General features: G+C 55.9%; 19 protein-coding genes and 1 riboswitch. Of the genes, 13 read left to right on the forward strand and 6 right to left on the reverse strand.

The genetic code is table 11. The features are described 5' to 3' along the window. Positions 1-18: 18 nt before the first annotated feature. Positions 19-137, reverse strand: a riboswitch (TPP riboswitch). Positions 138-173: 36 nt separating this feature from the next. Continuing rightward, the gene (gene sgrR, locus JOE09_RS18020) at positions 174-1,838 is read right to left on the reverse strand and encodes an HTH-type transcriptional regulator SgrR (protein ID WP_205066706.1); all 1,665 of its coding nucleotides are present in this window, start codon (positions 1,836-1,838) and stop codon (positions 174-176) included. A gap of 250 nt (positions 1,839-2,088) precedes the next feature. Between sgrR and JOE09_RS18025 the strand changes: the two genes are divergently transcribed. Beyond that, the gene (locus JOE09_RS18025; RefSeq protein WP_205066707.1) at positions 2,089-3,273 is read left to right on the forward strand and encodes an MFS transporter; all 1,185 of its coding nucleotides are present in this window, start codon (positions 2,089-2,091) and stop codon (positions 3,271-3,273) included. Between the two features lie 433 nt (positions 3,274-3,706). Here JOE09_RS18025 and leuD read toward each other — a convergent pair whose 3' ends face one another. The 5 genes from leuD to leuL form a co-directional block, all read right to left on the reverse strand. Beyond that, positions 3,707-4,312, reverse strand: coding sequence for a 3-isopropylmalate dehydratase small subunit (leuD, locus tag JOE09_RS18030; RefSeq protein ID WP_205066708.1), 606 nt, complete (start codon positions 4,310-4,312; stop codon positions 3,707-3,709). Positions 4,313-4,321: 9 nt separating this feature from the next. Continuing rightward, positions 4,322-5,722: a 3-isopropylmalate dehydratase large subunit gene (leuC, locus tag JOE09_RS18035; RefSeq protein ID WP_172606671.1), complete on the reverse strand. Its 1,401-nt coding sequence runs from the start codon at positions 5,720-5,722 to the stop codon at positions 4,322-4,324. Continuing rightward, complete coding sequence (leuB, locus tag JOE09_RS18040; RefSeq protein WP_205066709.1) at positions 5,722-6,810, reverse strand: 3-isopropylmalate dehydrogenase; 1,089 nt, start codon at positions 6,808-6,810, stop codon at positions 5,722-5,724. The genes leuC and leuB overlap by 1 nt, the downstream gene beginning before the upstream one ends. A 2-nt stretch (positions 6,811-6,812) precedes the next feature. Beyond that, positions 6,813-8,381, reverse strand: a complete 1,569-nt coding sequence (gene leuA, locus JOE09_RS18045) for a 2-isopropylmalate synthase (protein ID WP_105595339.1) — start codon at positions 8,379-8,381, stop codon at positions 6,813-6,815. Positions 8,382-8,475: 94 nt separating this feature from the next. Then, positions 8,476-8,574, reverse strand: a complete 99-nt coding sequence (leuL, locus tag JOE09_RS26455) for a leu operon leader peptide (RefSeq protein ID WP_200545169.1) — start codon at positions 8,572-8,574, stop codon at positions 8,476-8,478. Positions 8,575-9,291: 717 nt separating this feature from the next. Here leuL and ilvI point away from each other — a divergent pair. The 12 genes from ilvI to ftsW all read left to right on the forward strand — a co-directional run bounded on the left by ilvI (position 9,292) and on the right by ftsW (position 23,217). Beyond that, a complete protein-coding gene (gene ilvI, locus JOE09_RS18055) occupies positions 9,292-11,016 on the forward strand; it encodes an acetolactate synthase 3 large subunit (RefSeq protein ID WP_200545171.1) in 1,725 nt (574 codons plus the stop codon). Positions 11,017-11,018: 2 nt separating this feature from the next. Next, entirely contained in the window at positions 11,019-11,510 is a 492-nt protein-coding gene (gene ilvN / locus JOE09_RS18060; protein WP_123337260.1) for an acetolactate synthase small subunit, read from the forward strand. A gap of 197 nt (positions 11,511-11,707) precedes the next feature. Then, positions 11,708-12,718, forward strand: a complete 1,011-nt coding sequence (cra, locus tag JOE09_RS18065) for a catabolite repressor/activator (protein ID WP_205066710.1) — start codon at positions 11,708-11,710, stop codon at positions 12,716-12,718. 562 nt (positions 12,719-13,280) lie between these two features. Next, a complete protein-coding gene (gene mraZ, locus JOE09_RS18070) occupies positions 13,281-13,739 on the forward strand; it encodes a division/cell wall cluster transcriptional repressor MraZ (protein ID WP_105595343.1) in 459 nt (152 codons plus the stop codon). Positions 13,740-13,741: 2 nt separating this feature from the next. Further along, positions 13,742-14,683 carry a 16S rRNA (cytosine(1402)-N(4))-methyltransferase RsmH gene (gene rsmH, locus JOE09_RS18075; RefSeq protein WP_105595344.1) on the forward strand — a complete coding sequence of 314 codons (942 nt, stop codon included), beginning with the start codon at positions 13,742-13,744 and terminating at the stop codon, positions 14,681-14,683. Continuing rightward, positions 14,680-15,000, forward strand: coding sequence for a cell division protein FtsL (gene ftsL, locus JOE09_RS18080; protein WP_105595345.1), 321 nt, complete (start codon positions 14,680-14,682; stop codon positions 14,998-15,000). The genes rsmH and ftsL overlap by 4 nt, the downstream gene beginning before the upstream one ends. 15 nt (positions 15,001-15,015) lie before the next feature. Further along, positions 15,016-16,782, forward strand: coding sequence for a peptidoglycan glycosyltransferase FtsI (locus tag JOE09_RS18085; RefSeq protein WP_200545173.1), 1,767 nt, complete (start codon positions 15,016-15,018; stop codon positions 16,780-16,782). After that, positions 16,769-18,256, forward strand: coding sequence for a UDP-N-acetylmuramoyl-L-alanyl-D-glutamate--2,6-diaminopimelate ligase (gene murE, locus JOE09_RS18090; protein WP_105595347.1), 1,488 nt, complete (start codon positions 16,769-16,771; stop codon positions 18,254-18,256). The genes JOE09_RS18085 and murE overlap by 14 nt, the downstream gene beginning before the upstream one ends. Further along, complete coding sequence (gene murF, locus JOE09_RS18095) at positions 18,253-19,614, forward strand: UDP-N-acetylmuramoyl-tripeptide--D-alanyl-D-alanine ligase (protein ID WP_205066711.1); 1,362 nt, start codon at positions 18,253-18,255, stop codon at positions 19,612-19,614. The genes murE and murF overlap by 4 nt, the downstream gene beginning before the upstream one ends. Then, positions 19,608-20,690: a phospho-N-acetylmuramoyl-pentapeptide-transferase gene (gene mraY / locus JOE09_RS18100; RefSeq protein WP_205066712.1), complete on the forward strand. Its 1,083-nt coding sequence runs from the start codon at positions 19,608-19,610 to the stop codon at positions 20,688-20,690. Before murF ends, mraY begins: the two co-directional genes overlap by 7 nt. 2 nt (positions 20,691-20,692) lie before the next feature. Next, the gene (gene murD, locus JOE09_RS18105) at positions 20,693-22,009 is read left to right on the forward strand and encodes a UDP-N-acetylmuramoyl-L-alanine--D-glutamate ligase (RefSeq protein ID WP_205066713.1); all 1,317 of its coding nucleotides are present in this window, start codon (positions 20,693-20,695) and stop codon (positions 22,007-22,009) included. Beyond that, positions 22,009-23,217, forward strand: coding sequence for a cell division protein FtsW (ftsW, locus tag JOE09_RS18110; protein WP_205066714.1), 1,209 nt, complete (start codon positions 22,009-22,011; stop codon positions 23,215-23,217). The genes murD and ftsW overlap by 1 nt, the downstream gene beginning before the upstream one ends. The last annotated feature ends 2 nt before the right edge of the window (positions 23,218-23,219 follow it).

Raw genomic sequence — 23,219 nt, forward strand, 5'->3', positions numbered from 1 at the left:
GATGCGCAAAGGATCTGAGCAGACAGCACTCTCAAATCCCTACGCCGGTATGAGCCGGATCAGGTTCGACGGGTTTTCTCTCAGCGGTATCACTCTGCTGCCGGGCAGCCGGGTTATCCGCACCCCGTTGAGAACGGCTTATTCTAGAGAGTTCACTCCGCTAACGAAAGCACTCATGCCTCATCCGGTGGCGCAAACCAGGCGGATTTGAAATCGAACCAGCCCAGGGTGTTCATTCTTACGCCGCGCATGCTGCGCTGGCCGTGCAGCTGCAGCCAGTGGTGGAACAGCGGGTGCAGATAATGATTGTCGATCAGCTGCTTGCTCCACTCGGCCAGCGGCAGCTTCTGCTCCCGCCACTGCTGCGCATCCTGCTGCCAGTCGATGGGAATGCAGTGATGCATCAGTGGAACTTCATACAGCAGCGAGAACAGCGAGAAATCCAGCGGTAGCGTAAAGTTGGCGCTGCCCAGCCAGATATCACTGTCGGCGTTTCCCTGATGCCAGCTTTCATAGTCCAGTTCCTGAGTTATCAGTTCCACGCCGTGCGCGGCAAGAATGGGTCCCAGAGCGTTGGCGATGCCCTGGTGTTCAATCTGATCGCTGTACCAGGTAATGGTCAGCGAATCTAACCCCTCTGGCTTGTCGGTCATCTCCATATCGTGGCGATGGTGCCAGCGCGGCAGCAGGCCCCATGCCGGGAACCAGTAACGCTGATAGGCAATCCCGCTGTGGTTGAGCAGGGTAATCGGGTTGAAGATTGAGCTCAGCCAGCGGCGAACGGCCTCGTTACGGCCCAGCTCGGAGCGCTGGTCAAATAGCAGGAAATAGCAGCCTTCCTCCAGACGGCTCTCCTGCGGCTGCTCGTCGGTATCGTCGCTTTGCAGCTTCACGCCCGAGTAAACCAGCTCATCGCTGATTTCCGGTAGCACCCAGATATTGACCTCATCAATCAATGCGCGGTAACCAAAATAGTCGTCGAAGGCGCTGATACGCAGCTGGCTTTGTTGATTGTGCTCGACGGCATAGGGGCCGGTTCCCGTTGGCTGGCGGGCGAAATTGCGAATAAACGGCCACTCTTTTGGCAGGATCATCGCGCTGACGCTGGCCAGCAGCCACGGAAGCCAGCTGTCGGTATGTTTGAGGTGAATGTCCAGCGTCCACGGCGCATTGGATTCAATACGTTCGAAGTGGCTGAATAACGGCTGCTCCTTTAAGCGCTGCAGGCTGGTGATAACGTCTGCCATATCCAGTTCGCGACCGTCGTGGAAGCGAATGGCCGGGCGCAGAAAGAATCGCCAGTGCAGTGGACTCAGCTGTTGCCAGTGGTGGGCGATATCCGGTTCAGCTTCCCCGTTTTCCTCATTTATGCGCGCCAGACCGCTAAATATCTGGCGGGCCAGATGGGTTTCCGATCGCCGCAGCGGCGTGCCCGGCAGTAGGTTAAGCAGTGGACGATAGTAAAGTACGCGGAGGATATGCTTGCCCTGACGAAAACTGCGCCCGAGATGGGAAAGCAGCATCTGCCGCACGCGGTTTTTATCCCCCACTAACTGCACCAGCTGGTCGATACGGTCCTGTTCCAGCAGATCCTCAGCACGCTGCTGCTGTAGGGCCAATCCGGTGTAGAGAAAGCTGAGCCGTGAACGCTTGCCGCGCCCGGCTTCCGCCTGCCACTCCAGCCAGCCCGCCTCCTGCATGGCATTCAGCAGATTGCGCATATGGCGCCGCGAGCAGCTGAGCCGTACCGCAAGATCGTTGAGAGTCGTCTCCTGCGGCTGGCCGTCGCAGTATTGCCAGAGGCGGATAAATTGCTGCTGCAAACGCGGTGAGGACATAAAAGAGGAACTCCGTAGTGAAAGCGGTCAGTTTTTCCTGCCGTATATTACGGCGATAATGGCAGCAGATGGAAGAGCGGGAGGCACTCTACGGAGTGGCGCTTGGCCATCTTTAGTGGCTGAGGTCACTGATTTCTGAGTATGGTGCTGTTCACCAGCCAGCGGGCAAAAATGTCGCTGGCTTTTTTCGTCGTTTCTCTTCTAAGCTTTTGCATTATTTCTCCCTTTTTTATGCCAGTGAGGCATTGCTATGAAATCGCTGTTGGCGCGTCATCGTTTTAATCCGATCTATCTGGCGTTTATGGCGATTACGTTTATGGTCGGCATTGCCGGTGCGCTACAGGCACCGACGCTGAGCCTGTTCCTCAGCCGTGAAGTCGACGTGCGGCCGTTCTGGGTGGGGCTGTTCTATACGGTGAATGCGGTGGCGGGGATTGTGGTCAGCCTGCTGCTGGCGAAGCGTTCCGATAATCGCGGCGATCGCCGTATGCTGATTTTGTTTTGCTGCGCCATTGCCGTGGCAAACGCCGTGCTGTTTGCGTTTAATCGCCATTACCTGACGCTGATTACGCTGGGCGTGATGCTGTCCGCCATCGCCAGCGTGGCGATGCCGCAGATTTTTGCTCTGGCACGGGAGTATGCCGACAGTTCGGCACGCGAAGCGGTGATGTTCAGCTCGGTGATGCGTGCGCAGATGTCGCTGGCGTGGGTCATCGGGCCGCCGCTTTCCTTCTCGCTGGTACTGAATTTCGGTTTCACTCTCATGTTTAGCATCGCTGCACTGCTGTTTGTGGTTTGCATCGCGATGATCTGGTTTACCCTGCCGTCGGTGCCCCGAGCGCTGCCGACCACGGCGATGCCGGTGGCTGAGGTTAGCGGATTGAAGAACACCGATGTGCGGCTGCTGTTTATCGCTTCGGTGCTGATGTGGTCCTGCAACAGTATGTATATCATTGATATGCCGCTGTATATCAGCAGCACGTTGGGCCTGCCGGACTCGCTGGCGGGGCTACTGATGGGGACGGCTGCCGGGCTGGAAATTCCGGTGATGCTGCTGGCCGGGCGCTACGTCAGGCGTACCGGTAAGCGTAATATGATGCTGCTGGCGGTGGGCTGCGGCGCGCTGTTCTACCTTGGGCTGGTGCTGTTACAGAATCGCGCGGCGCTGATGGTTTTGCAGCTGTTTAACGCAGTATTTATCGGCATTATCGCCGGAATTGGGATGATCTGGTTCCAGGATTTAATGCCCGGGCGGCCGGGTGCGGCGACCACGCTGTTTACCAATAGTATTTCGACCGGGGTGATTCTTGCGGGGATATTCCAGGGGACGGTGGCGGAAAACTTTGGTCATCACGCGGTGTATATGCTGGCGTTTGCTCTGGTGCTGGTGTCGTTTGCGCTGTCGTGGCGGATTCGGGAGGCGAGGGCAGTGTAACGTGGTAGCTAGCTGCATGTTCGGTGCCAGGGCTGACCGTTACGGGCAGATCGCCGGGTCGCCGTGAATCCTCCCTGGAGGCTTGGCTGCCGCATCCTTGCGGCAGACACCCGGCTAACCTGTCCCGTAACGGTCTGCCTTTCAGGCAATGATGTTGCTGCGGGAAACATCGGTTTTTAACGAACAGCAACGAATTTGTTAACAGGCAATCGGTGTGGGGCGGGTTCGCGGACCGTCGGGCGCATGGACGCGCCCGTCGAGGCTACAGGGAGGTATTCACGCCGAGTCGGCGAACCCGCCCCACACCGATAAGCCAGATGCGAAACAAGCAGCTACACCCAATCCCACACCGATAAGCCAGACTCTCAACAAGCAGCAACCCCAAGTCCTACACCGATAATCCAGGCCCTAAACAAGCAGCGACTACCTGAAATCAGCGTAAAAACACCGGCTGCTTCTCTTCGTAAGCACCGATCGCCGCATCATGCTGAAGCGTCAAACCAATCGCATCCAGACCGTTCAGCAGACAGTGACGGCGGAAGCTATCAATCTCAAAACGATATGCCTTGCTGCCCGCCCGCACCTGCTGATTTTCCAGATCGACGGTGATCTGCATCCCCGGATCGGCGGCAACCATGCGGAACAACTCATCCACTTCGTCTTCCGCCAGCGACACCAGCAGCAGCTGATTATTGAAGGAATTGTTGGCAAAAATATCGGCAAAATCAGAACCGACAATCGCCTGAATACCATAATCGGTCAGCGCCCACGGGGCATGCTCGCGCGATGAACCGCAGCCAAAGTTTTCACGAGTCAGCATAATGCTGGCTCCGCTGAACTCCGGCTTGTTCAGAATGAAATCCGGGTTATCGACCGTGCCATCCGCATCGCTATAGCGCCAGTCGAAGAACAGATTGCGGCCGAAACCGGTGCGGGTCACCATCTGCAAAAACTGCTTAGGGATAATCGCATCGGTATCGACATTGGCCAGATCCATCGGCACGGCAACGCCGGTGTGTTGAGTAAATTTCTTCGCCATATTAATTCCTTACGCCAGCTCGCGGATATCTGCAAAGTGACCGGCTACCGCCGCCGCTGCCGCCATCGCCGGGCTGACCAGGTGAGTACGTCCGCCACGCCCCTGACGACCTTCGAAATTGCGGTTGCTGGTGGATGCGCAGCGCTCACCCGGGCTTAATCGATCGTTGTTCATCGCCAGGCACATTGAACAGCCCGGTAAGCGCCACTCAAAACCGGCATCAATAAAGATCTTATCCAGACCTTCCGCTTCGGCCTGTGCTTTTACCGGACCCGAACCCGGCACCACATAACCCTGCACGCCCTCGGCAATTTTATGCCCTTTCACCACCGCCGCCGCCGCACGCAGATCTTCAATGCGTGAGTTGGTGCAGGAGCCGATAAAGACTTTATCGATGCGCACATCGGTCAGACGAATACCGGGTTTCAAATCCATGTAGGCCAGCGCTTTCTCGGCGGAGGCGCGCTCCACCGGATCGCTGAATGAAACCGGGTCGGGAATCGGGTCGCTGACGGCAATCACCTGGCCCGGGTTGGTGCCCCAGGTGACCTGTGGCGCGATATCCGCCGCTTCGAGCGTGACCACTTTATCAAAGTGCGCGCCTTCATCGGATTTCAGCGTACGCCAGTAATCCACCGCCTGCTGCCACAGATCGTCTTTTGGTGCGAAGCGGCGACCCTTAACGTAGTTAAACGTGGTGTCATCCGGCGCAACCAGGCCCGCTTTCGCACCCAGTTCAATGGCCATATTGCACAGGGTCATACGACCTTCCATGCTGAGTGCTGCCACCGCCTCACCGCAGAACTCGACGACGTGGCCGTTGCCGCCACCGCTGCCGGTTTTACCGATAATCGCCAGCGCGATATCTTTGGCGGTGATCCCCGGTGCCGTTTTACCGCGAACTTCCACCTTCATGGTTTTCGCTCGCGCCTGCTTCAGCGTCTGCGTTGCCAGCACGTGTTCCACTTCGGAGGTGCCGATACCAAACGCCAGCGCGCCCAGCGCGCCGTGGGTCGAGGTGTGTGAATCGCCGCAGACGATGGTCATGCCCGGCAGAGACAGGCCCTGTTCCGGCCCCATCACGTGGACGATCCCCTGAAACTGATGGCTGAGATCGAACAGTTGTACGCCAAAGGCTTCACAGTTCTTAATCAGCATCGACATCTGAATTCGCGCCATTTCACCACTGGCGTTAATGTCCCGGCTCTGGGTAGAAACATTGTGATCCATGGTGGCGAAGGTTTTTGACGGCTGGCGCACCGGGCGTCCGTGTGCGCGCAGGCCGTCAAAGGCCTGCGCTGACGTCACCTCATGAACGAGGTGACGATCGATATAGATCAGCGGTGTTTCATTGGGTGCTTCGTGCACGACATGCGCATCAAACAGCTTCTCGTACAGTGTTTTCATAATTATGCTTCGCGAATAAACCGGGCAATGATGTCGCCCATTTCATCGGTGCCGATAGCCTTGCCGTTGCCGGCTAAGTCACCGGTGCGATAACCTTCTTCCAGCGCACGACTGATGGCCTGCTCAATGGCATCAGCGGCGTTACCTGCGTCCAGGCTGTAGCGTAACAGCAGCGCCAGCGACAGGATTTGAGCGATCGGGTTAGCGATATTTTTACCGGCAATATCCGGTGCTGAACCGCCCGCCGGTTCAAACAGGCCAAAGCCCTGTTCGTTGAGGCTGGCTGAAGGCAACATACCCATTGAGCCGGTGATCATCGCGCACTCATCGGAAAGGATGTCGCCAAACAGGTTAGAACACAGCATCACGTCGAACTGTGACGGCGCTTTGATCAGCTGCATGGTGGCGTTGTCGATATACATATGGCTCAGCTCAACGTCCGGGTAGTCCTGGGAGACTTCGGTGACGATCTGGCGCCAGAGAATTGAGGACTGCAGCACGTTGGCTTTATCGATTGAGGTCACTTTCTTACGGCGCTTGCGCGCTGACTCGAAGGCGATCCGCGCAATGCGTTCGATTTCGAAACGGTGATACACCTCGGTATCGAAGGCGCGTTCGTGCATACCGCTGCCTTCACGGCCTTTCGGCTGACCGAAGTAGATCCCGCCGGTCAGTTCACGCACCACCAGGATATCGAAACCTTTGTCAGCAATGTCGCGGCGCAGGGGGCAGAACTCTTCCAGCCCCTGATACAGGCTGGCCGGGCGCAGGTTGCTGAACAGCTTGAAGTGTTTACGCAGCGGCAGCAGCGCGCCGCGCTCAGGCTGCTCGGCCGGGGGCAGATGTTCCCATTTCGGGCCGCCGACGGAACCAAACAGGATCGCATCCGCCTGCTCGCAGCCTTTTACCGTCGCTTCCGGCAATGGAACGCCGTGCCGATCGATGGCGATGCCGCCAACGTCATATTCGCTGGTGGTAATGCGCAGGCCGAAGCGCTGGCGAATGGCTTCTAATACTTTGCCTGCCTGGGCCATGACTTCGGGTCCGATGCCGTCACCGGGTAATACAGCGAGATGATAGGTTCTGGACATGATTACACGGTTTCCTTTTGATCCTGTTGAGTCGACTTACGTTGCAGTTCCTGCTCGACCTGGCGAGCGCGCCAGATATTGTTCAGCGCATGCACCATGGCTTTAGCGGAAGATTCGACGATATCGGTCGCCAGACCGACGCCGTGGAATTTGCGTCCATTATATTTCACCACGATGTCCACCTGGCCCAGCGCGTCTTTACCGTGACCTTTTGCGGTCAGCTGATAGTTAATCAGTTCGGCGTCAAAATCGGTAATACGGTTAATAGCCTGGTATACCGCATCGACCGGACCGTTGCCGGTTGCGGCTTCGGTTTTCTGCTCTTCGCCGCACAACAGCTGCACGGTAGCGGTGGCGATCACGCTGGAACCGGACTGTACGTTGAAGGTATCCAGTGAGAAGAACTCTGGTTCTTCAGACTGTTTGTTGATAAACGCCATCGCTTCCAGATCGTAATCAAAGACCTGGCCTTTCTTGTCCGCCAGCGCTTTGAAGTCTTCGTACAGGGTATCCAGATTATAATCCGATTCGCTGTAGCCCATTTCTTCCATACGGTGCTTAACGGCTGCGCGACCGGAACGTGAGGTCAGGTTCAACTGTACCTGCTTCAGGCCAATGGATTCCGGGGTCAGGATCTCGTAGTTTTCACGATTTTTCAGCACGCCGTCCTGGTGGATACCGGAGGAGTGAGCGAAGGCATTGGAACCAATTACCGCTTTATGCGCCGGGATTGGCATATTGCAAATCTGGCTGACGGTCTGGCAGGTGCGATAGATTTCCTGGTGGTTGATGCGGGTATGCACATTCATCAACTGACCGCGGGTTTTAATCGCCATAATGGTTTCTTCCAGCGCACAGTTACCGGCACGTTCGCCCAAACCGTTCATCGCACCTTCAATCTGGCGCGCACCGGCGTTGACGGCGGCCAGCGCGTTGCCAACGGCCATGCCCAGATCGTCATGGGTGTGTACGGACAGAATCGCTTTGTCGATATTTGGCACGCGTTCGCGCAGCTGGGTGAAGATGTTGGCGTATTCGTAAGGCAGGGTATAACCGACGGTATCCGGAATGTTGATGGTGGTGGCACCGGCGTTAATTGCGGCTTCCACCACGCGGCACAGATCGTCAATTGGCGTACGCCCGCCGTCTTCGCAGGAGAATTCCACGTCATCGGTGTAGTTACGCGCACGCTTGACCATCTTCACCGCACGTTCAATGACTTCCGGCAGGGTGCTGCGCAGTTTGGTGGCGATGTGCATTGGCGACGTCGCCAGGAAGGTGTGGATACGGTAGGCCTCTGCCACGCGCAGCGCTTCGTAAGCTGCGTCGATATCTTTTTCCACACAGCGTGCCAGCCCGCAGACGCGGCTGTTCTTGATCTGACGGGCAATCGTCTGGACGGATTCAAAATCACCGGGTGAAGAAACCGGGAAGCCGACCTCCATCACATCCACGCCCATACGCTCCAGTGCCAGGGCAATCTGCAGTTTTTCTTTCACACTCAGGCTGGCCTGTAATGCCTGCTCACCATCGCGCAGAGTGGTATCGAAAATAATGACTTGTTGGCTCATGGGTTAATTCCTTGTCTTGATTACGTCGGGCCTGGCCGCGAGCATAAAAAAACCCGCGCATTGGCGCGGGTTTCTTAGGTCTTGCAGGCCTGAATCAGTGATTGATTCCGCCCACTCGTCTACCGCGCAGCGAAGATGCGTTTAGTAGTAGACCGAGTAGGCGGATGGAACGAATCATTGACTCAGACCTCATAAATTCAAAGTGACATTATTGATACCTGATAACGGGGCGGGCTGTCAACTTTCGCTATGGGGTTATTAGCGCGTGACCCCCAATGTCTTAAGGAAAATATTCTGGCGGCTGGCCGCACTTCAGAAGAATAGCCAGCTGAAATGTGATTTCGATCGGGAAATGACGGGCTTAACGATGATTTACTGCGTTATTTTTATTTTTAATTGATTGATTTTAAGTGTTTTGTTTGGTTTTTTTGTAGTGATGGTTTGAGGTGATGCTTTGGCTTTTTTTGGATAAAAATATTATCTTTTCTTTAAAAGTTAGTAGATATAACTAAAAAAAACCAACAGCCAGCGCGGCCCTCCGTGTTTTTTATCCTACACCGTTTTAATAACAAAACGATCGCGCTGATAATTATCTAAACCACAGTACATTCCGCTTTTATAACGCTTTATGTTCAGTGTTATTGTCGATAGCTGAGCCCGGGCGGCAGAGCCTTAATCATCCCTTTCCGCACCCAGTGTGTGGTTTGCCGTTTGCCTGGCAGGTTTTCTACGGTTATGGTAATCGGCATAACCTCAAACCAAAAAAATGACCAGGGTTCTTCCCTGTACCTGGAATTTGGAAATGACTTCCAATTTCTGAGCATATAAAACACGGGTTTTGAAATTATCTGGCAGCGTCCTGACAGGGGAGATGTTGGATAACTCAGTACCTTAAAGCCTGGAGGCAAAGATGGAGATGTTGTCAGGAGCCGAGATGGTGGTCCGATCGTTAATCGATCAGGGCGTAAAACATGTATTCGGCTACCCCGGTGGAGCGGTCCTTGATATTTATGACGCTCTGCAAACCGTTGGTGGTGTTGACCATATCCTGGTCCGCCACGAGCAGGGCGCAGTGCATATGGCGGATGGTTATGCGCGCGCAACCGGCGATGTCGGTGTCGTGCTGGTGACCTCCGGCCCAGGCGCGACTAATGCGATCACCGGTATCGCTACGGCCTATATGGATTCCATTCCAATGGTTGTACTTTCCGGCCAGGTAATGTCCTCTCTGATTGGCTACGATGCCTTCCAGGAGTGCGACATGGTGGGGATTTCGCGCCCGGTCGTGAAGCACAGCTTTATGGTGAAAAGCGTTGAAGAAATTCCGACCATCATGAAGAAAGCCTTCTGGCTGGCGGCGAGCGGTCGTCCTGGCCCGGTTGTTGTCGATCTGCCGAAAGATATGATGAATCCGGCGAATAAACTGCCTTATGTCTGGCCGGAAGAAGTCAGCATGCGTTCTTATAACCCGACAACGCAGGGTCATAAAGGTCAGATTAAACGTGCGCTGCAAACGCTGTTAGCGGCGAAGCAGCCGGTGATTTATGCCGGCGGTGGCGTGATTAACGCCGCCTGTCATGATGAGCTGCGTCAGCTGGCGGAAAAACTTAACGTACCGGTTACCACCTCTCTGATGGGACTGGGAGCCTTCCCCGGCACGCATCGCCAGTGCGTGGGCATGCTGGGCATGCACGGCACCTACGAAGCCAACATGACCATGCACCACTCGGACGTGATCTTTGCCGTGGGTGTACGCTTCGATGACCGTACGACTAATAACCTGGCAAAATACTGCCCGAATGCCACCGTGCTGCACATTGATATCGATCCGACATCAATTTCCAAAACCGTGGCAGCGGATGTACCGATTGTCGGTGATGCGAAGCTGGTTCTGCAGCAGATGCTGGAACTGCTGGCGCAAAGTGACGCGCAGCAGAACTATGACAGTCTGCGTGACTGGTGGCAGCAGGTTGACCAGTGGCGCGCGCGTCAGTGCCTGGAGTTCGATCGCACCAGCGATAAAATCAAGCCGCAGGCGGTTATCGAAACCATTTGCCGCCTGACCAAAGGCGATGCCTATGTTACCTCTGACGTGGGTCAGCACCAGATGTTTGCTGCGCTTTACTATCAGTTTGATAAACCGCGTCGCTGGATCAACTCCGGCGGTCTGGGCACGATGGGCTTCGGTCTGCCTGCCGCGCTGGGCGTGAAGCTGGCGCTGCCGCAGGAAACCGTGGTGTGCGTAACCGGTGACGGCAGTATCCAGATGAATATTCAGGAGCTGTCTACCGCCCTGCAGTACGGTATTCCGGTGCTGGTGCTGAACCTCAACAATCGTTTCCTGGGCATGGTGAAGCAGTGGCAGGATATGATTTATTCTGGCCGCCACTCACAGTCGTATATGGAATCGTTGCCTGACTTCGTCCGTCTGGCGGAAGCGTACGGCCACGTGGGCATCTCTATCAACCGTCCGGAAGAGCTGGAATCGAAGCTGGCCGAGGCGCTTGAGCAGGTGCGTAATGAGCGTCTGGTGTTTGTGGATGTGAATGTAGATGGCACCGAACACGTCTACCCGATGCATATTCGCGGTGGCGCTATGGATGAAATGTGGCTGAGCAAAACGGAGAGGACTTAATTATGCGTCGTGTATTATCGGTTCTGCTGGAAAATGAATCCGGCGCATTGTCCCGCGTGGTTGGGCTTTTTTCCCAACGCGGCTACAACATTGAAAGCCTGACGGTTGCACCGACTGACGATCCAACGCTGTCGCGCATGACGATTCAAACCGTCGGCGACCAAAAAGTGCTGGAGCAGATTGAGAAGCAGCTGCACAAACTGGTCGATGTGCTGCGCGTTAGCGAACTGGGTCAGGGCGCTTTTGTTGAGCGCGAAATCATGCTGGTGAAAATCCAGGCGACCGGTTACGGCCGCGAAGAAGTTAAACGCAGTGCGGAAATTTTCCGTGGCCAGATCGTGGATGTGACACCTTCGCTTTACACGGTTCAGCTTGCCGGCACCAGCGATAAGCTCGACGCTTTCCTCAGCACCGTACGCGAAGTTGCGGAAATTGTTGAAGTTGCGCGTTCAGGTATTGTTGGCGTAGCACGTGGCGAGCGCATCATGCGCTAATCGTCGCTGACGATTTTACAGACAGTCTGCTAACCCGGCGTAATGCCGGGTTTTTTTATTTTTTGCTCAATTGCCCCCGCCACTGATGAAAAGCTGTTGCCCGCTAAACTATTCTGCGGTTAGATGTTATAAACGACTTATCCATAGATGTACTGTGGCTATTGGCCGCAGATACGCGACAGAAGTGTGGGGTTATTGTGAAACTGGATGAAATTGCCCGCCTGGCCGGTGTATCACGCACGACAGCAAGCTATGTCATCAACGGCAAAGCAAAGCAGTATCGTGTCAGCGATAAAACCGTCGAGAAGGTGATGGCGGTGGTGCGTGAGCATAATTACCATCCGAACGCGGTAGCGGCGGGGCTTCGTGCCGGCCGTACCCGATCAATAGGACTGGTTATTCCTGATTTGGAGAATACCAGCTATACCCGAATAGCGAATTACCTGGAACGCCAGGCGCGTCAGCGTGGTTACCAGCTGCTTATTGCCTGTTCCGAAGATCAGCCGGATAACGAAATGCGCTGTGTGGAGCACCTGCTCCAGCGCCAGGTTGATGCGATTATCGTTTCAACCTCGCTGCCGCCGGAGCATCCGTTCTATCAGCGCTGGATCAACGATCCGTTACCGATTATCGCTCTGGATCGTGCGCTGGATCGCGAGCACTTTACCAGCGTGGTCGGTGCCGATCAGGACGATGCCCAGGCGCTGGCTGCTGAACTGCGTAAGCTGCCGGTTAAATCGGTGCTGTTCCTCGGCGCGCTGCCGGAACTGTCGGTTAGCTTCCTGCGAGAGCTGGGTTTCCGCGATGCGTGGAAGGGCGATGAACGGCAGATCGACTTCGTTTATGCCAATAGCTTTGAGCGCCATGCCGCCGCCGCGCTATTTGAAAAGTATCTCGAAACGCACGACATGCCGGAGGCGCTGTTCACCACCTCTTTCGGCCTGCTGCAGGGGGTAATGGACGTGACCCTGAAATCGGAAGGGCGACTGCCGCAGGATCTGGCGATTGCCACCTTTGGCGATCACGAACTGCTCGATTTCCTGGAATGTCCGGTACTGGCCGTGGGCCAGCGGCATCGTGACGTTGCGGAGCGCGTTCTGGAGTTAGTATTAGCCAGCCTTGATGAGCCGCGTAAACCGAAACCCGGTCTGACGCGTATTCGGCGCAATCTTTATCGTCGTGGGCGTTTAAATCGTAAAGCGATCTAACTATTCAGAGAGAAAAAGGCAGCTAAGGCTGCCTTTTTCATATCCATGCATTTACTCTGAGTTACTCTCTGAGGGCGTAGCATAAGATGGCAAATTTATCTTGTATTTGAGATTCATCTTATAGGTATTTAGTAAATATAAGTAAATGAGACAAAAAATGTTGCACCGTTGATTAAATAAGCTAGCGAATAATAATAATCCTGTGAACGTCCGATGCTGTTAGCAGCGCCATGCCTGCGCCGTGCTGGGAAAAGCCTCGGAAATACCCTAAAATGCAGCCCGCGTCGCAAAGCTGAGCACTTATTTCCTTTTATCTCTGAGTGGTATATTTTTGAGCAATTTAATTGGCCGGGCAAATTTCCTGCCACTATTCATTAGTTTATTCTCCGGTGCTCTCTTCAGGTGGTTTGTTTTTAACTTCTCCGCTTTTTATTCCTCTGAGAAATAATGCCTTTCTGCCATGACTGCGGCTTGACAATGTTTTCCTTCGCTCCGTAAACTCTTTTAGTGGGAATTTGTGGTGTAAAGTGGTGTTTTGGGGTAACTGGAGGGGCAGACTGGCATGTTCCGCGGGGCAACGTTAGTTAATCTCGACAGCAAAGGTCGGCTTGCCGTACCAACGCGTTATCGCGATACGCTGATCGAGGAGTCTCAGGGGCAAATGGTTTGTACCATTGACCTCCACCAGCCATGCCTGCTGCTTTACACGCTGCCCGAATGGGAAATTATCGAACAAAAGCTGTCTCGTTTATCCAGCATGATCCCGGCAGAGCGGCGCGTGCAGCGCCTGTTACTGGGGCATGCCAGTGAATGCCAGATGGACAGTGCAGGTCGCTTGTTGTTGGCGAACACCCTTCGTCAACACGCGGGCCTGACTAAAGAAGTGATGCTGGTTGGGCAGTTCAACAAGTTTGAGCTGTGGGATGAACAGACCTGGTATCAACAAGTCAAGGATGATATAGACGCAGAGCATTCCTCTCAGCAGCCTTTGTCTGAGCGGTTGCAGGATTTGTCGTTATAGCTATGCAGGATACTTTTAATCACACCACGGTGCTGTTGGATGAGGCGGTTAACGGCCTCAATATTAAATCTGACGGCATCTATATTGATGGCACCTTCGGGCGCGGCGGGCACTCACGCCTGATCCTCTCCCGGTTAGGCGATCATGGACGTCTTTATGCTATCGACCGCGATCCGCAAGCTATAGCAGCCGCTGCTGAGATTACCGATCCGCGTTTTAGCATTATTCATGGCCCGTTTTCAGCGTTGGCAGAGTACATGGCCGAGCGTGGGCTGAGCGGCAAGATCGATGGAATTTTGCTCGATCTTGGTGTTTCCTCCCCGCAGCTGGATGATGCGGAGCGCGGTTTTTCGTTTATGCGTGATGGACCGCTGGATATGCGTATGGACCCAACGCGTGGGCAATCAGCGGCAGAATGGCTGCTGCAGGCCGACGAGAGCGATATCGCTTTTGTGCTGAAAACCTTTGGTGAAGAGCGCTTTGCCAAACGCATCGCTCGGGCGATTGTAGAACGCAATCGCGTAGAGCCGATGACCCGAACAAAAGAACTGGCCGATGTGATTTATGCCGCAACGCCGGTGAAAGATAAGTTCAAGCATCCGGCAACGCGCAGCTTCCAGGCGATCCGCATATGGGTTAACAGCGAGCTGGAAGAGATTGAACAGGCGCTAAAAGGTGCGCTTAGCGCGCTGGCACCGGGTGGACGGCTGTCGATTATCAGCTTCCACTCATTGGAAGACCGTATCGTGAAGCGTTTTATGCGCGAGCAGAGTCGCGGACCGCAGGTGCCACACGGCCTGCCGATGACCGAAGCGCAGCTTAGCAGCCTTGGCGGCCGTCAGCTGAAAGCGCTGGGCAAAATGATGCCGGGTGAGGCGGAGACCGCTGAAAACCCACGTGCGCGCAGTTCCGTACTGCGTATTGCGGAGAGAACAGCGTCATGATCGGCAATGAGCGTCACAGTTTACCCGGTGTTATCGGTGGTGACCTGTTACGCCACGGTAAGATCCCGCTGATCCTGCTGATTTCGGTGCTGGTCTCATCGGTACTGGTGGTGACGACCGCGCATAAAACGCGGCTGCTCACCGCTCAGCGTGAACAGTTGGTTCTGGAGCGAGACGCGCTGGATATTGAATGGCGCAACCTGATCCTTGAAGAGAATGCGCTGGGCGATCACAGTCGTGTGGAGCGGATAGCAACAGAGAAACTTCAACTGCAGCACGTTGATCCTTCTCAAGAAAATATTGTGGTACAGCAATAAGGAAACACGGACTCAATGAGAGCCGCAGGCAAAACGCAGAAACTGAAACGCACGGAAGATAAGGCCAGCTTCGTTAGCTGGCGTTTTGCGTTGCTGTGCGGCGGTATTTTCCTGGCGTTAGTCGGACTGCTGCTGCGTGTTGCCTATCTGCAGGTGATCAATCCAGACCGGCTGGTGCGCGAAGGGGATATGCGTTCCCTGCGCGTGCAGGCGATACCGACCTCACGCGGTATGATCAGCGATCGCGCCGGGCGTCCGCTGGCGGTTAGCGTGCCGGTCAATGCCATTTGGGCTGACCCGAAAGAGCTGCACGACAAGGGCGGTATTACACTCGATAGCCGCTGGAAAGCGCTTTCAGATGCACTATCCATTCCTCTCGATCAATTGGCAACGCGCGTTAACGCAAATCCCAATGGGCGTTTTGTCTATCTGGCACGCCAGGTTAATCCAGCGATTGGCGATTACATCAAAAAACTCAAGCTTCCGGGCATCTATCTGCGCGAAGAGTCCCGCCGTTACTACCCGGCAGGGCAGGTGACTTCCCATTTGATTGGTTTTACCAATATTGATGGCCAGGGCATTGAGGGTGTTGAAAAAAGTTTTGATAAATGGCTGACCGGCCAGCCCGGTGAGCGGACAGTGCGTAAAGACCGCAATGGACGAGTGATTGAAGATATCTCCTCCGTAGATAGCCAGGCTGCGCATAACCTCGCGTTGAGTATCGACGAGCGTCTGCAGGCGCTGGTGTATCGCGAGCTGAACAACGCGGTGGCGTTTAACAAGGCCGAATCAGGTACTGCGGTGCTGGTTGATGTGAACACCGGCGAAGTCCTGGCGATGGCCAACAGCCCGGCGTATAACCCGAATAACCTTTCCGGCACCACTAAAGATGTGATGCGTAACAGGGCGATTACCGACATCTTCGAACCGGGTTCCACGGTGAAGCCGATGGTGGTGATGACCGCGCTGCAGCGTGGTGTGGTGCGTGAAAATAGCGTGCTGAATACGATCCCTTACCGAATTAACGGCCACGAAATCAAAGACGTGGCGCGTTACAGTGAACTCACCCTGACCGGGGTGCTCCAGAAGTCGTCTAACGTTGGGGTTTCTCGCCTGGCGTTGGCGATGCCATCCAATGCGCTGGTAGATACTTACGCACGCTTTGGTTTTGGCAAAGCGACCAATTTGGGGTTGGTCGGAGAAAGCAGTGGCTTATATCCTCAAAAACAACGGTGGTCTGACATAGAGAGGGCCACCTTCTCTTACGGCTACGGGCTGATGGTAACGCCGTTACAGTTAGCGCGAGTCTATGCAACCATCGGCAGCTACGGCGTGTATCGCCCGCTGTCGATCACCAAAGTTGACCCCCCTGTGGCGGGTCAACGCGTCTTCCCTGAAGCGACCGTGCGCACCGTGGTGCACATGATGGAGAGCGTGGCTCTGCCGGGCGGCGGCGGGGTGAAGGCGGCCATTAAAGGCTATCGTATTGCGATTAAAACCGGTACGGCGAAAAAAGTCGGCCCGGATGGCAAATACGTCAATAAATACATTGCTTATACCGCCGGTGTGGCACCGGCAAGCAACCCTCGTTTTGCGCTGGTGGTGGTGATTAACGATCCGCAGGCCGGCAAATATTACGGTGGTGCGGTTTCTGCACCGGTATTTGGCGCCATCATGGGTGGCGTACTGCGCACCATGAACGTTGAGCCGGATGCGCTACCGACCAGTGACAAAAACGAGATGGTAACTAATAAGAGTGAGGGATCGCGTGACCGATCGTAATCTGCACGACTTACTGGCACCCTGGGTGACCGGTTTGCCCGCGCGCACGCTGAATGAAATGACACTGGACAGCCGCGTGGCGGCTTCCGGCGATCTCTTTGTCGCGATTAAAGGACATGCGGTTGATGGCCGTCGTTTTATCCCTCAGGCGATAGCCCAGGGTGTGGCGGCAGTTATCGCTGACGCCGATGGCGAAGCCGAAGATGGCAGCGTGGTGGAAATGCACGGCGTGCCGGTGATTTACCTGTCGCAGCTTTCCCAGCGCCTGTCTGCGCTGGCCGGGCGCTTCTATCAGCAGCCAGGTGAAAAGTTAAAGCTCATCGGCGTGACCGGAACCAACGGAAAAACCACCACAACACAGCTGTTGGCACAGTGGGCACAGCTGCTGGGCGAAACCGGTGCGGTGATGGGGACCGTGGGTAACGGTCTGTACGGCCAACTGGCCGCAGCGGAAAATACCACCGGTTCAGCGGTTGATGTTCAGCATCAGCTGGCGTCGCTGCTGGAAAAAGGCGCGACGCTGGCGGCAATGGAAATCTCTTCTCACGGTCTGGTGCAGCACCGCGTTGCCGCGCTGCCGTTTGCCGCAGCGGCATTTACCAACCTGAGCCGCGATCACCTGGACTATCACGGTGATATGGCCCGCTACGAAGCAGCAAAATGGCTGCTTTTCTCCGAGCATCAGGTGGGCGAAGCCATTATCAATGCAGATGATGAAGTTGGCCGCCGCTGGCTGCAGCAGCTACCTGATGCCGTTGCCGTGACCATGGAAAATAATTTGCAGTCTGACTGCCACGGGCGCTGGTTAAAAGCGACCGAGGTGCAGTATCACGACGGCGGTGCGAGCGTGAAGTTTGCCTCCAGCTGGGGCAACGGTGAATTTGAAAGCCGCCTGATGGGGGCCTTTAACGTCAGCAACCTGCTGGTGGCGCTGGCGACTCTTCTGGCATTGGATTATCCACTGGCCGCGTTGACCGCAACCGCAAACCAGCTACAGCCGGTGACCGGGCGTATGGAAGTGTTTACTGCGCCGGGCAAACCGACGGTGGTGGTGGATTATGCACACACCCCTGATGCGCTGGAAAAAGCACTGGCTGCGGCACGCCTGCATTGTAAAGGCAAGCTGTGGTGCGTGTTCGGCTGCGGCGGCGACCGTGACAAAGGCAAGCGTCCTTTGATGGGGGCTATCGCCGAGCAGTTTGCCGATGTGGTGGTGATCACCGACGACAACCCGCGCAGTGAAGATCCTGCGGCGATTGTGGCCGATGTGCTTACCGGCCTGCTGGACCCGAGCCGTGCTCGCGTTGTTCTTGGACGTGCGCAAGCGGTCACTAACGCCGTGATGCAGGCGCAGGAAGGTGACATCGTGCTGGTGGCGGGTAAAGGCCACGAAGATTATCAAATCATCGGCCAGCAGCGTTTTGATTATTCCGACCGGGTCACCGTCGCGCGGCTGCTGGGGGTGGTGGCATGATCGCCTTTAGCCTCAAGCAACTGGCAGACATCACCGGAGGAACGCTGTTCGGTAACGATGCCACCATCGACGCGGTGACTACCGACACCCGGAAAATTACCGCCGGTTGTCTGTTTATTGCGCTGAAGGGTGAGCGCTTCGACGCGCACGACTTCGCCGAGGATGCGGTTAAAGCCGGTTCTTCAGCACTGTTGGTGAGTAAGCGCTTACCAGTAGAGGCCGCACAGGTCGTGGTTGCCGATACCCGCCTCGCGCTTGGCCGTATTGCCGGCTGGGTGCGTCAGCAGTCTTCTGCCCGCGTGGTGGCGCTGACCGGCTCCTCCGGTAAAACCTCCGTCAAAGAGATGACCGCCGCGATCCTGCGCGAATGCGGCGAAACGCTCTACACCGCGGGCAATCTGAATAACGACATCGGCGTGCCGTTGACGCTGCTGCGCCTGACGGCGGAACATCAGTATGCGGTGATTGAACTGGGTGCGAACCACCAGGGCGAGATCGACTACACCACCGAATTAACCCGCCCTGAAGCCGCGCTGGTCAATAATCTGGCCGCTGCCCATCTTGAAGGCTTTGGTTCGCTGGCCGGGGTGGCAAAAGCCAAAGGCGAAATCTTCAACGGGCTGCCGCTGCACGGCACCGCCATTATCAACAGCGATAGCAATGACTGGCCGCACTGGCAGCCGTCGCTTCAGGGCAAAACCGTCTGGCGTTTTTCGCCGGAGCAGCAGGCCGACAGCGATTTTTATGCCAGCAAGGTGAGTTTCAGCACTCGCGGAACGCTCTTCGTGCTGCATACGCCGCAGGGAGAGATCGATATCACGCTGCCGCTGCCGGGCCGTCACAATATTGCCAACGCGCTGGCCGCCGCTGCGCTGGCCCTGTCGGTAGGCGCGCCGCTCAGCGCCATTCGCCAGGGATTGAGTTCGCTGCAGGCCGTTCCGGGCCGCCTGTTCCCTATTGTGCTGGATGACGATCGGCTGCTGCTGGATGACAGCTACAACGCCAACGTCGGATCAATGACGGCTGCTGCACAGGTGCTGGGTGAAATGCCTGGCTACCGTGTGATGATCGTCGGTGACATGGGTGAGTTGGGGGCGGAAGCCGCCGAATGCCATCGCCAGGTCGGTGAAGCGATTCGCCTGGCCGGGATTGATAAAGTTTTAAGTACAGGCAGCCTCAGCCATGACATCAGTGATGCCAGCGGCGTTGGGGAGCATTTCAGTGATAAGGCATTACTTAGCGCTCGCGCGCTGGCGCTGCTTTCTGAACATCAAAAGATAACCGTATTAGTCAAAGGATCGCGTAGTTCTGCAATGGAGCAGATCGTACGTACCTTACAGGAGAAAGGCGCATGTTAGTCTGGCTGGCCGAGCATTTGGTCTCTTTATATTCTGGCTTTAACGTCTTTTCCTATCTGACGTTTCGCGCCATTGTCAGCCTGCTGACCGCACTGTTTATCTCGCTGTGGATGGGTCCACGGATGATCGCCCGCCTGCAGGAAATGTCATTTGGCCAGGTCGTGCGTAATGATGGCCCGGAGTCGCACTTCAGCAAGCGCGGCACGCCGACCATGGGCGGGATTATGATCCTGACCTCGATCACCATTTCCGTTCTGCTGTGGGCGTATCCTTCTAACCCTTACGTCTGGTGCGTGCTGTTTGTGCTGGTGGGTTACGGCATCGTCGGCTTTGTGGATGATTACCGTAAGGTGGTACGTAAAGATACCAAGGGGCTGATTGCTCGCTGGAAATACTTCTGGCAGTCAGTGATTGCTCTGGCGGTTGCCTTTGCTATGTACGCTATTGGTAAAGATACCCCAGCAACCCAGCTGGTGGTGCCGTTCTTTAAAGACGTGATGCCGCAGCTGGGTCTGCTCTATCTTCTGCTGACCTACTTTGTGATCGTCGGCACCAGTAACGCCGTTAACCTGACCGATGGCCTGGATGGCCTGGCCATTATGCCAACGGTGTTTGTTGCCGCAGGCTTTGCCTTAGTTGCCTGGGCTACCGGTAACGTGAAATTTGCTGAGTACCTGCATATTCCTTATCTGCGCCATGCCGGTGAGCTGGTGATTGTCTGTACCGCTATTGTCGGTGCCGGGCTTGGATTCCTGTGGTTTAACACTTACCCGGCTCAGGTCTTTATGGGCGATGTCGGCTCTCTGGCCCTCGGCGGTGCGCTTGGGACTATCGCCGTGCTGCTGCGTCAGGAATTCCTGCTGGTGATTATGGGCGGCGTGTTCGTGGTTGAAACCCTGTCCGTTATCCTGCAGGTCGGCTCGTTTAAATTACGCGGCCAGCGTATTTTCCGCATGGCACCGATTCATCACCATTACGAACTGAAGGGCTGGCCGGAGCCGCGCGTGATTGTGCGCTTCTGGATTATTTCACTGATGCTGGTGCTGATTGGCCTGGCAACGCTGAAGGTACGTTAATCATGGCTGACTATCAGGGTAAAAAAGTCGTCATCATCGGGTTGGGCCTGACCGGCCTTTCCTGTGTTGATTTCTTTTTAGCGCGTGGCGTAACGCCGCGCGTGATGGATACCCGTGTCGTTCCGCCTGGGCTGGAAAAACTCCCGGCGGCGGTTGAACGCTGGCTGGGGTCTCTGAACGACAGCTGGCTTCTGGACGCTGACCTGATAGTCGCCAGCCCGGGAATGGCGCTGGCGCATCCTTCACTGATGGATGCGGCGGAAGCGGGCGTTGAAATTGTCGGTGATATCGAACTGTTCTGCCGCGAGGCTCAGGCACCGATTGTCGCCATTACCGGTTCGAACGGTAAAAGCACCGTCACCACGCTGGTCGGCGAAATGGCGCAGGCCGCAGGCTGGCAGGTAGGGGTCGGCGGCAATATCGGCCTGCCAGCGCTGATGCTGCTGGATAAACCGGCGCAGCTGTACGTACTGGAGCTTTCCAGCTTCCAGCTGGAAACCACAAGCAGTCTGCGTGCGGCGGCGGCAACGATCCTCAACGTGACTGAAGATCATATGGACCGCTACCCGCTGGGCATGCAGCAGTATCGTGCGGCTAAGTTACGAATTTATGAAAACGCTGCGGTGTGCGTGGTCAACGCGGATGACGCTATGACCATGCCGGTACGCGGTGCAGACCAGCGCTGCGTCAGCTTCGGCGTGGACGTTGGCGACTACCATCTCAATCGCCAGCAGGGCAGTACCTGGCTGCGGGTGAAAGGTGAGAAGGTGCTGAATACTGCGGAAATGAACCTGACGGGCCAGCATAACTACACCAATGCGCTGGCCGCGCTGGCGCTGGCGGATGCCGTTGGCCTGCCGCGTGCGACCAGTCTGAAGGCGCTGACGACCTTTGCTGGGCTGGCGCATCGCTTCCAGCTGGTGCGTGAAAATAACGGTGTGCGCTGGATTAACGACTCTAAAGCCACCAACGTCGGGAGCACCGAGGCTGCGCTGAATGGTCTACAGGTTGCCGGTACGCTCTGGCTGCTGCTGGGCGGCGACGGCAAGTCCGCCGATTTCAGTTCGCTGACCCGGTTCCTGCAGGGCGATAACATTCGCGTTTACTGCTTTGGCCGTGATGGTGCTGAGCTGGCGGCGCTGCGGCCGGAAATTTCCGTACAAACAGACACGATGGCTGAAGCGATGGCGCAGATTGCCGGTCAGGTTAAATCGGGCGATATGGTGCTGCTGTCACCCGCCTGCGCCAGCCTGGATCAGTTTAAAAACTTTGAGCAGCGCGGCGACCTGTTTGCCCAGCTGGCACAGGAGATGGGCTGATGCGATTACCCGGTCTGAGCCTTGCTGGTGGCATTTCCGATCGCCTGAAGGGCTGGGTGATGGGATCGCGCGAGAGCGATACCAACTCAATGGTGCTGTACGACCGCATGCTGCTGTGGCTGACCTTTGGCCTGGCGATTATCGGTTTTGTGATGGTGACGTCGGCATCGATGCCGGTGGGGCAGCGCCTCTCCGACGACCCGTTTTATTTCGCCAAGCGTGATGCGTTCTATATCGCACTGGCGTTCGGCATGTCGCTGGTTACGCTGCGGGTGCCGATGGCTGTCTGGCAGCGCTACAGCAACATCATGCTGATGGTGACGATTTTTATGTTGTTGGTGGTACTGGTGGTGGGAAGCTCGGTGAACGGTGCATCGCGCTGGATTGCCCTCGGGCCGCTGCGTATTCAGCCCGCGGAACTGTCAAAGCTGGCGCTGTTTTGCTATCTGGCCAGCTATCTGGTGCGCAAGGTTGAAGAAGTCCGCCATAACTTCTGGGGCTTCTGTAAGCCGATGGGTGTGATGGTGGTGCTGGCCGTACTGCTGCTGGCTCAGCCTGACCTTGGAACCGTGGTGGTACTGTTTGTGACCACGCTGGCGATGCTGTTTCTTGCCGGAGCGAAATTATGGCAATTCCTGGCGATCATCGGCTCCGGGATTTTTGCCGTTTGCCTGCTGATTGTGGCGGAACCGTACCGTATGCGACGCGTCACATCGTTCTGGAACCCGTGGGAAGATCCGTTCGGCAGCGGCTACCAGTTAACCCAGTCGCTGATGGCATTTGGTCGCGGTGAATTCTGGGGCCAGGGCCTTGGGAACTCGGTGCAAAAACTGGAATATTTACCCGAGGCACATACCGATTTTATCTTCTCGATTATTGGGGAAGAACTGGGTTATATCGGTGTGGTTTTCGCGTTGTTAATGGTATTCTTCGTCGCTTTTCGCGCGATGTCCATCGGGCGCAAGGCGTTAGAGATCGATCAGCGATTTTCGGGCTTTCTGGCGTGCTCAATCGGCGTCTGGTTCAGCTTCCAGGCTCTGGTTAACGTTGGCGCTGCGGCGGGCATGTTACCGACCAAAGGCCTGACGCTGCCGCTGATCAGTTACGGTGGATCGAGTCTGATTATTATGTCGACTGCCATCGTGCTGTTGTTACGTATTGATTATGAAACGCGTCTGGCAAAAGCCCAGGCGTTTACGCGAGGTTAGTC

The organism is Pantoea coffeiphila (genome assembly GCF_016909495.1).
Taxonomy (GTDB): domain Bacteria; phylum Pseudomonadota; class Gammaproteobacteria; order Enterobacterales; family Enterobacteriaceae; genus Erwinia; species Erwinia coffeiphila.

What these genes read in the sequence shown, in the direction of transcription:
- JOE09_RS18085 (WP_200545173.1), top strand. Translation starts at nt 15,016, where the DNA reads ATGAGAGCCGCAGGCAAAACGCAGAAACTGAAACGCACGGAAGATAAG.
- ftsL (WP_105595345.1), top strand. Translation starts at nt 14,680, where the DNA reads ATGATCGGCAATGAGCGTCACAGTTTACCCGGTGTTATCGGTGGTGAC.
- murD (WP_205066713.1), top strand. Translation starts at nt 20,693, where the DNA reads ATGGCTGACTATCAGGGTAAAAAAGTCGTCATCATCGGGTTGGGCCTG.
- murF (WP_205066711.1), top strand. Translation starts at nt 18,253, where the DNA reads ATGATCGCCTTTAGCCTCAAGCAACTGGCAGACATCACCGGAGGAACG.
- leuL (WP_200545169.1), bottom strand. Translation starts at nt 8,574, where the DNA reads ATGAGGTCTGAGTCAATGATTCGTTCCATCCGCCTACTCGGTCTACTA.
- ilvN (WP_123337260.1), top strand. Translation starts at nt 11,019, where the DNA reads ATGCGTCGTGTATTATCGGTTCTGCTGGAAAATGAATCCGGCGCATTG.
- mraY (WP_205066712.1), top strand. Translation starts at nt 19,608, where the DNA reads ATGTTAGTCTGGCTGGCCGAGCATTTGGTCTCTTTATATTCTGGCTTT.
- leuB (WP_205066709.1), bottom strand. Translation starts at nt 6,810, where the DNA reads ATGTCCAGAACCTATCATCTCGCTGTATTACCCGGTGACGGCATCGGA.
- rsmH (WP_105595344.1), top strand. Translation starts at nt 13,742, where the DNA reads ATGCAGGATACTTTTAATCACACCACGGTGCTGTTGGATGAGGCGGTT.
- leuA (WP_105595339.1), bottom strand. Translation starts at nt 8,381, where the DNA reads ATGAGCCAACAAGTCATTATTTTCGATACCACTCTGCGCGATGGTGAG.
- sgrR (WP_205066706.1), bottom strand. Translation starts at nt 1,838, where the DNA reads ATGTCCTCACCGCGTTTGCAGCAGCAATTTATCCGCCTCTGGCAATAC.
- ilvI (WP_200545171.1), top strand. Translation starts at nt 9,292, where the DNA reads ATGGAGATGTTGTCAGGAGCCGAGATGGTGGTCCGATCGTTAATCGAT.
- JOE09_RS18025 (WP_205066707.1), top strand. Translation starts at nt 2,089, where the DNA reads ATGAAATCGCTGTTGGCGCGTCATCGTTTTAATCCGATCTATCTGGCG.
- leuD (WP_205066708.1), bottom strand. Translation starts at nt 4,312, where the DNA reads ATGGCGAAGAAATTTACTCAACACACCGGCGTTGCCGTGCCGATGGAT.
- mraZ (WP_105595343.1), top strand. Translation starts at nt 13,281, where the DNA reads ATGTTCCGCGGGGCAACGTTAGTTAATCTCGACAGCAAAGGTCGGCTT.
- ftsW (WP_205066714.1), top strand. Translation starts at nt 22,009, where the DNA reads ATGCGATTACCCGGTCTGAGCCTTGCTGGTGGCATTTCCGATCGCCTG.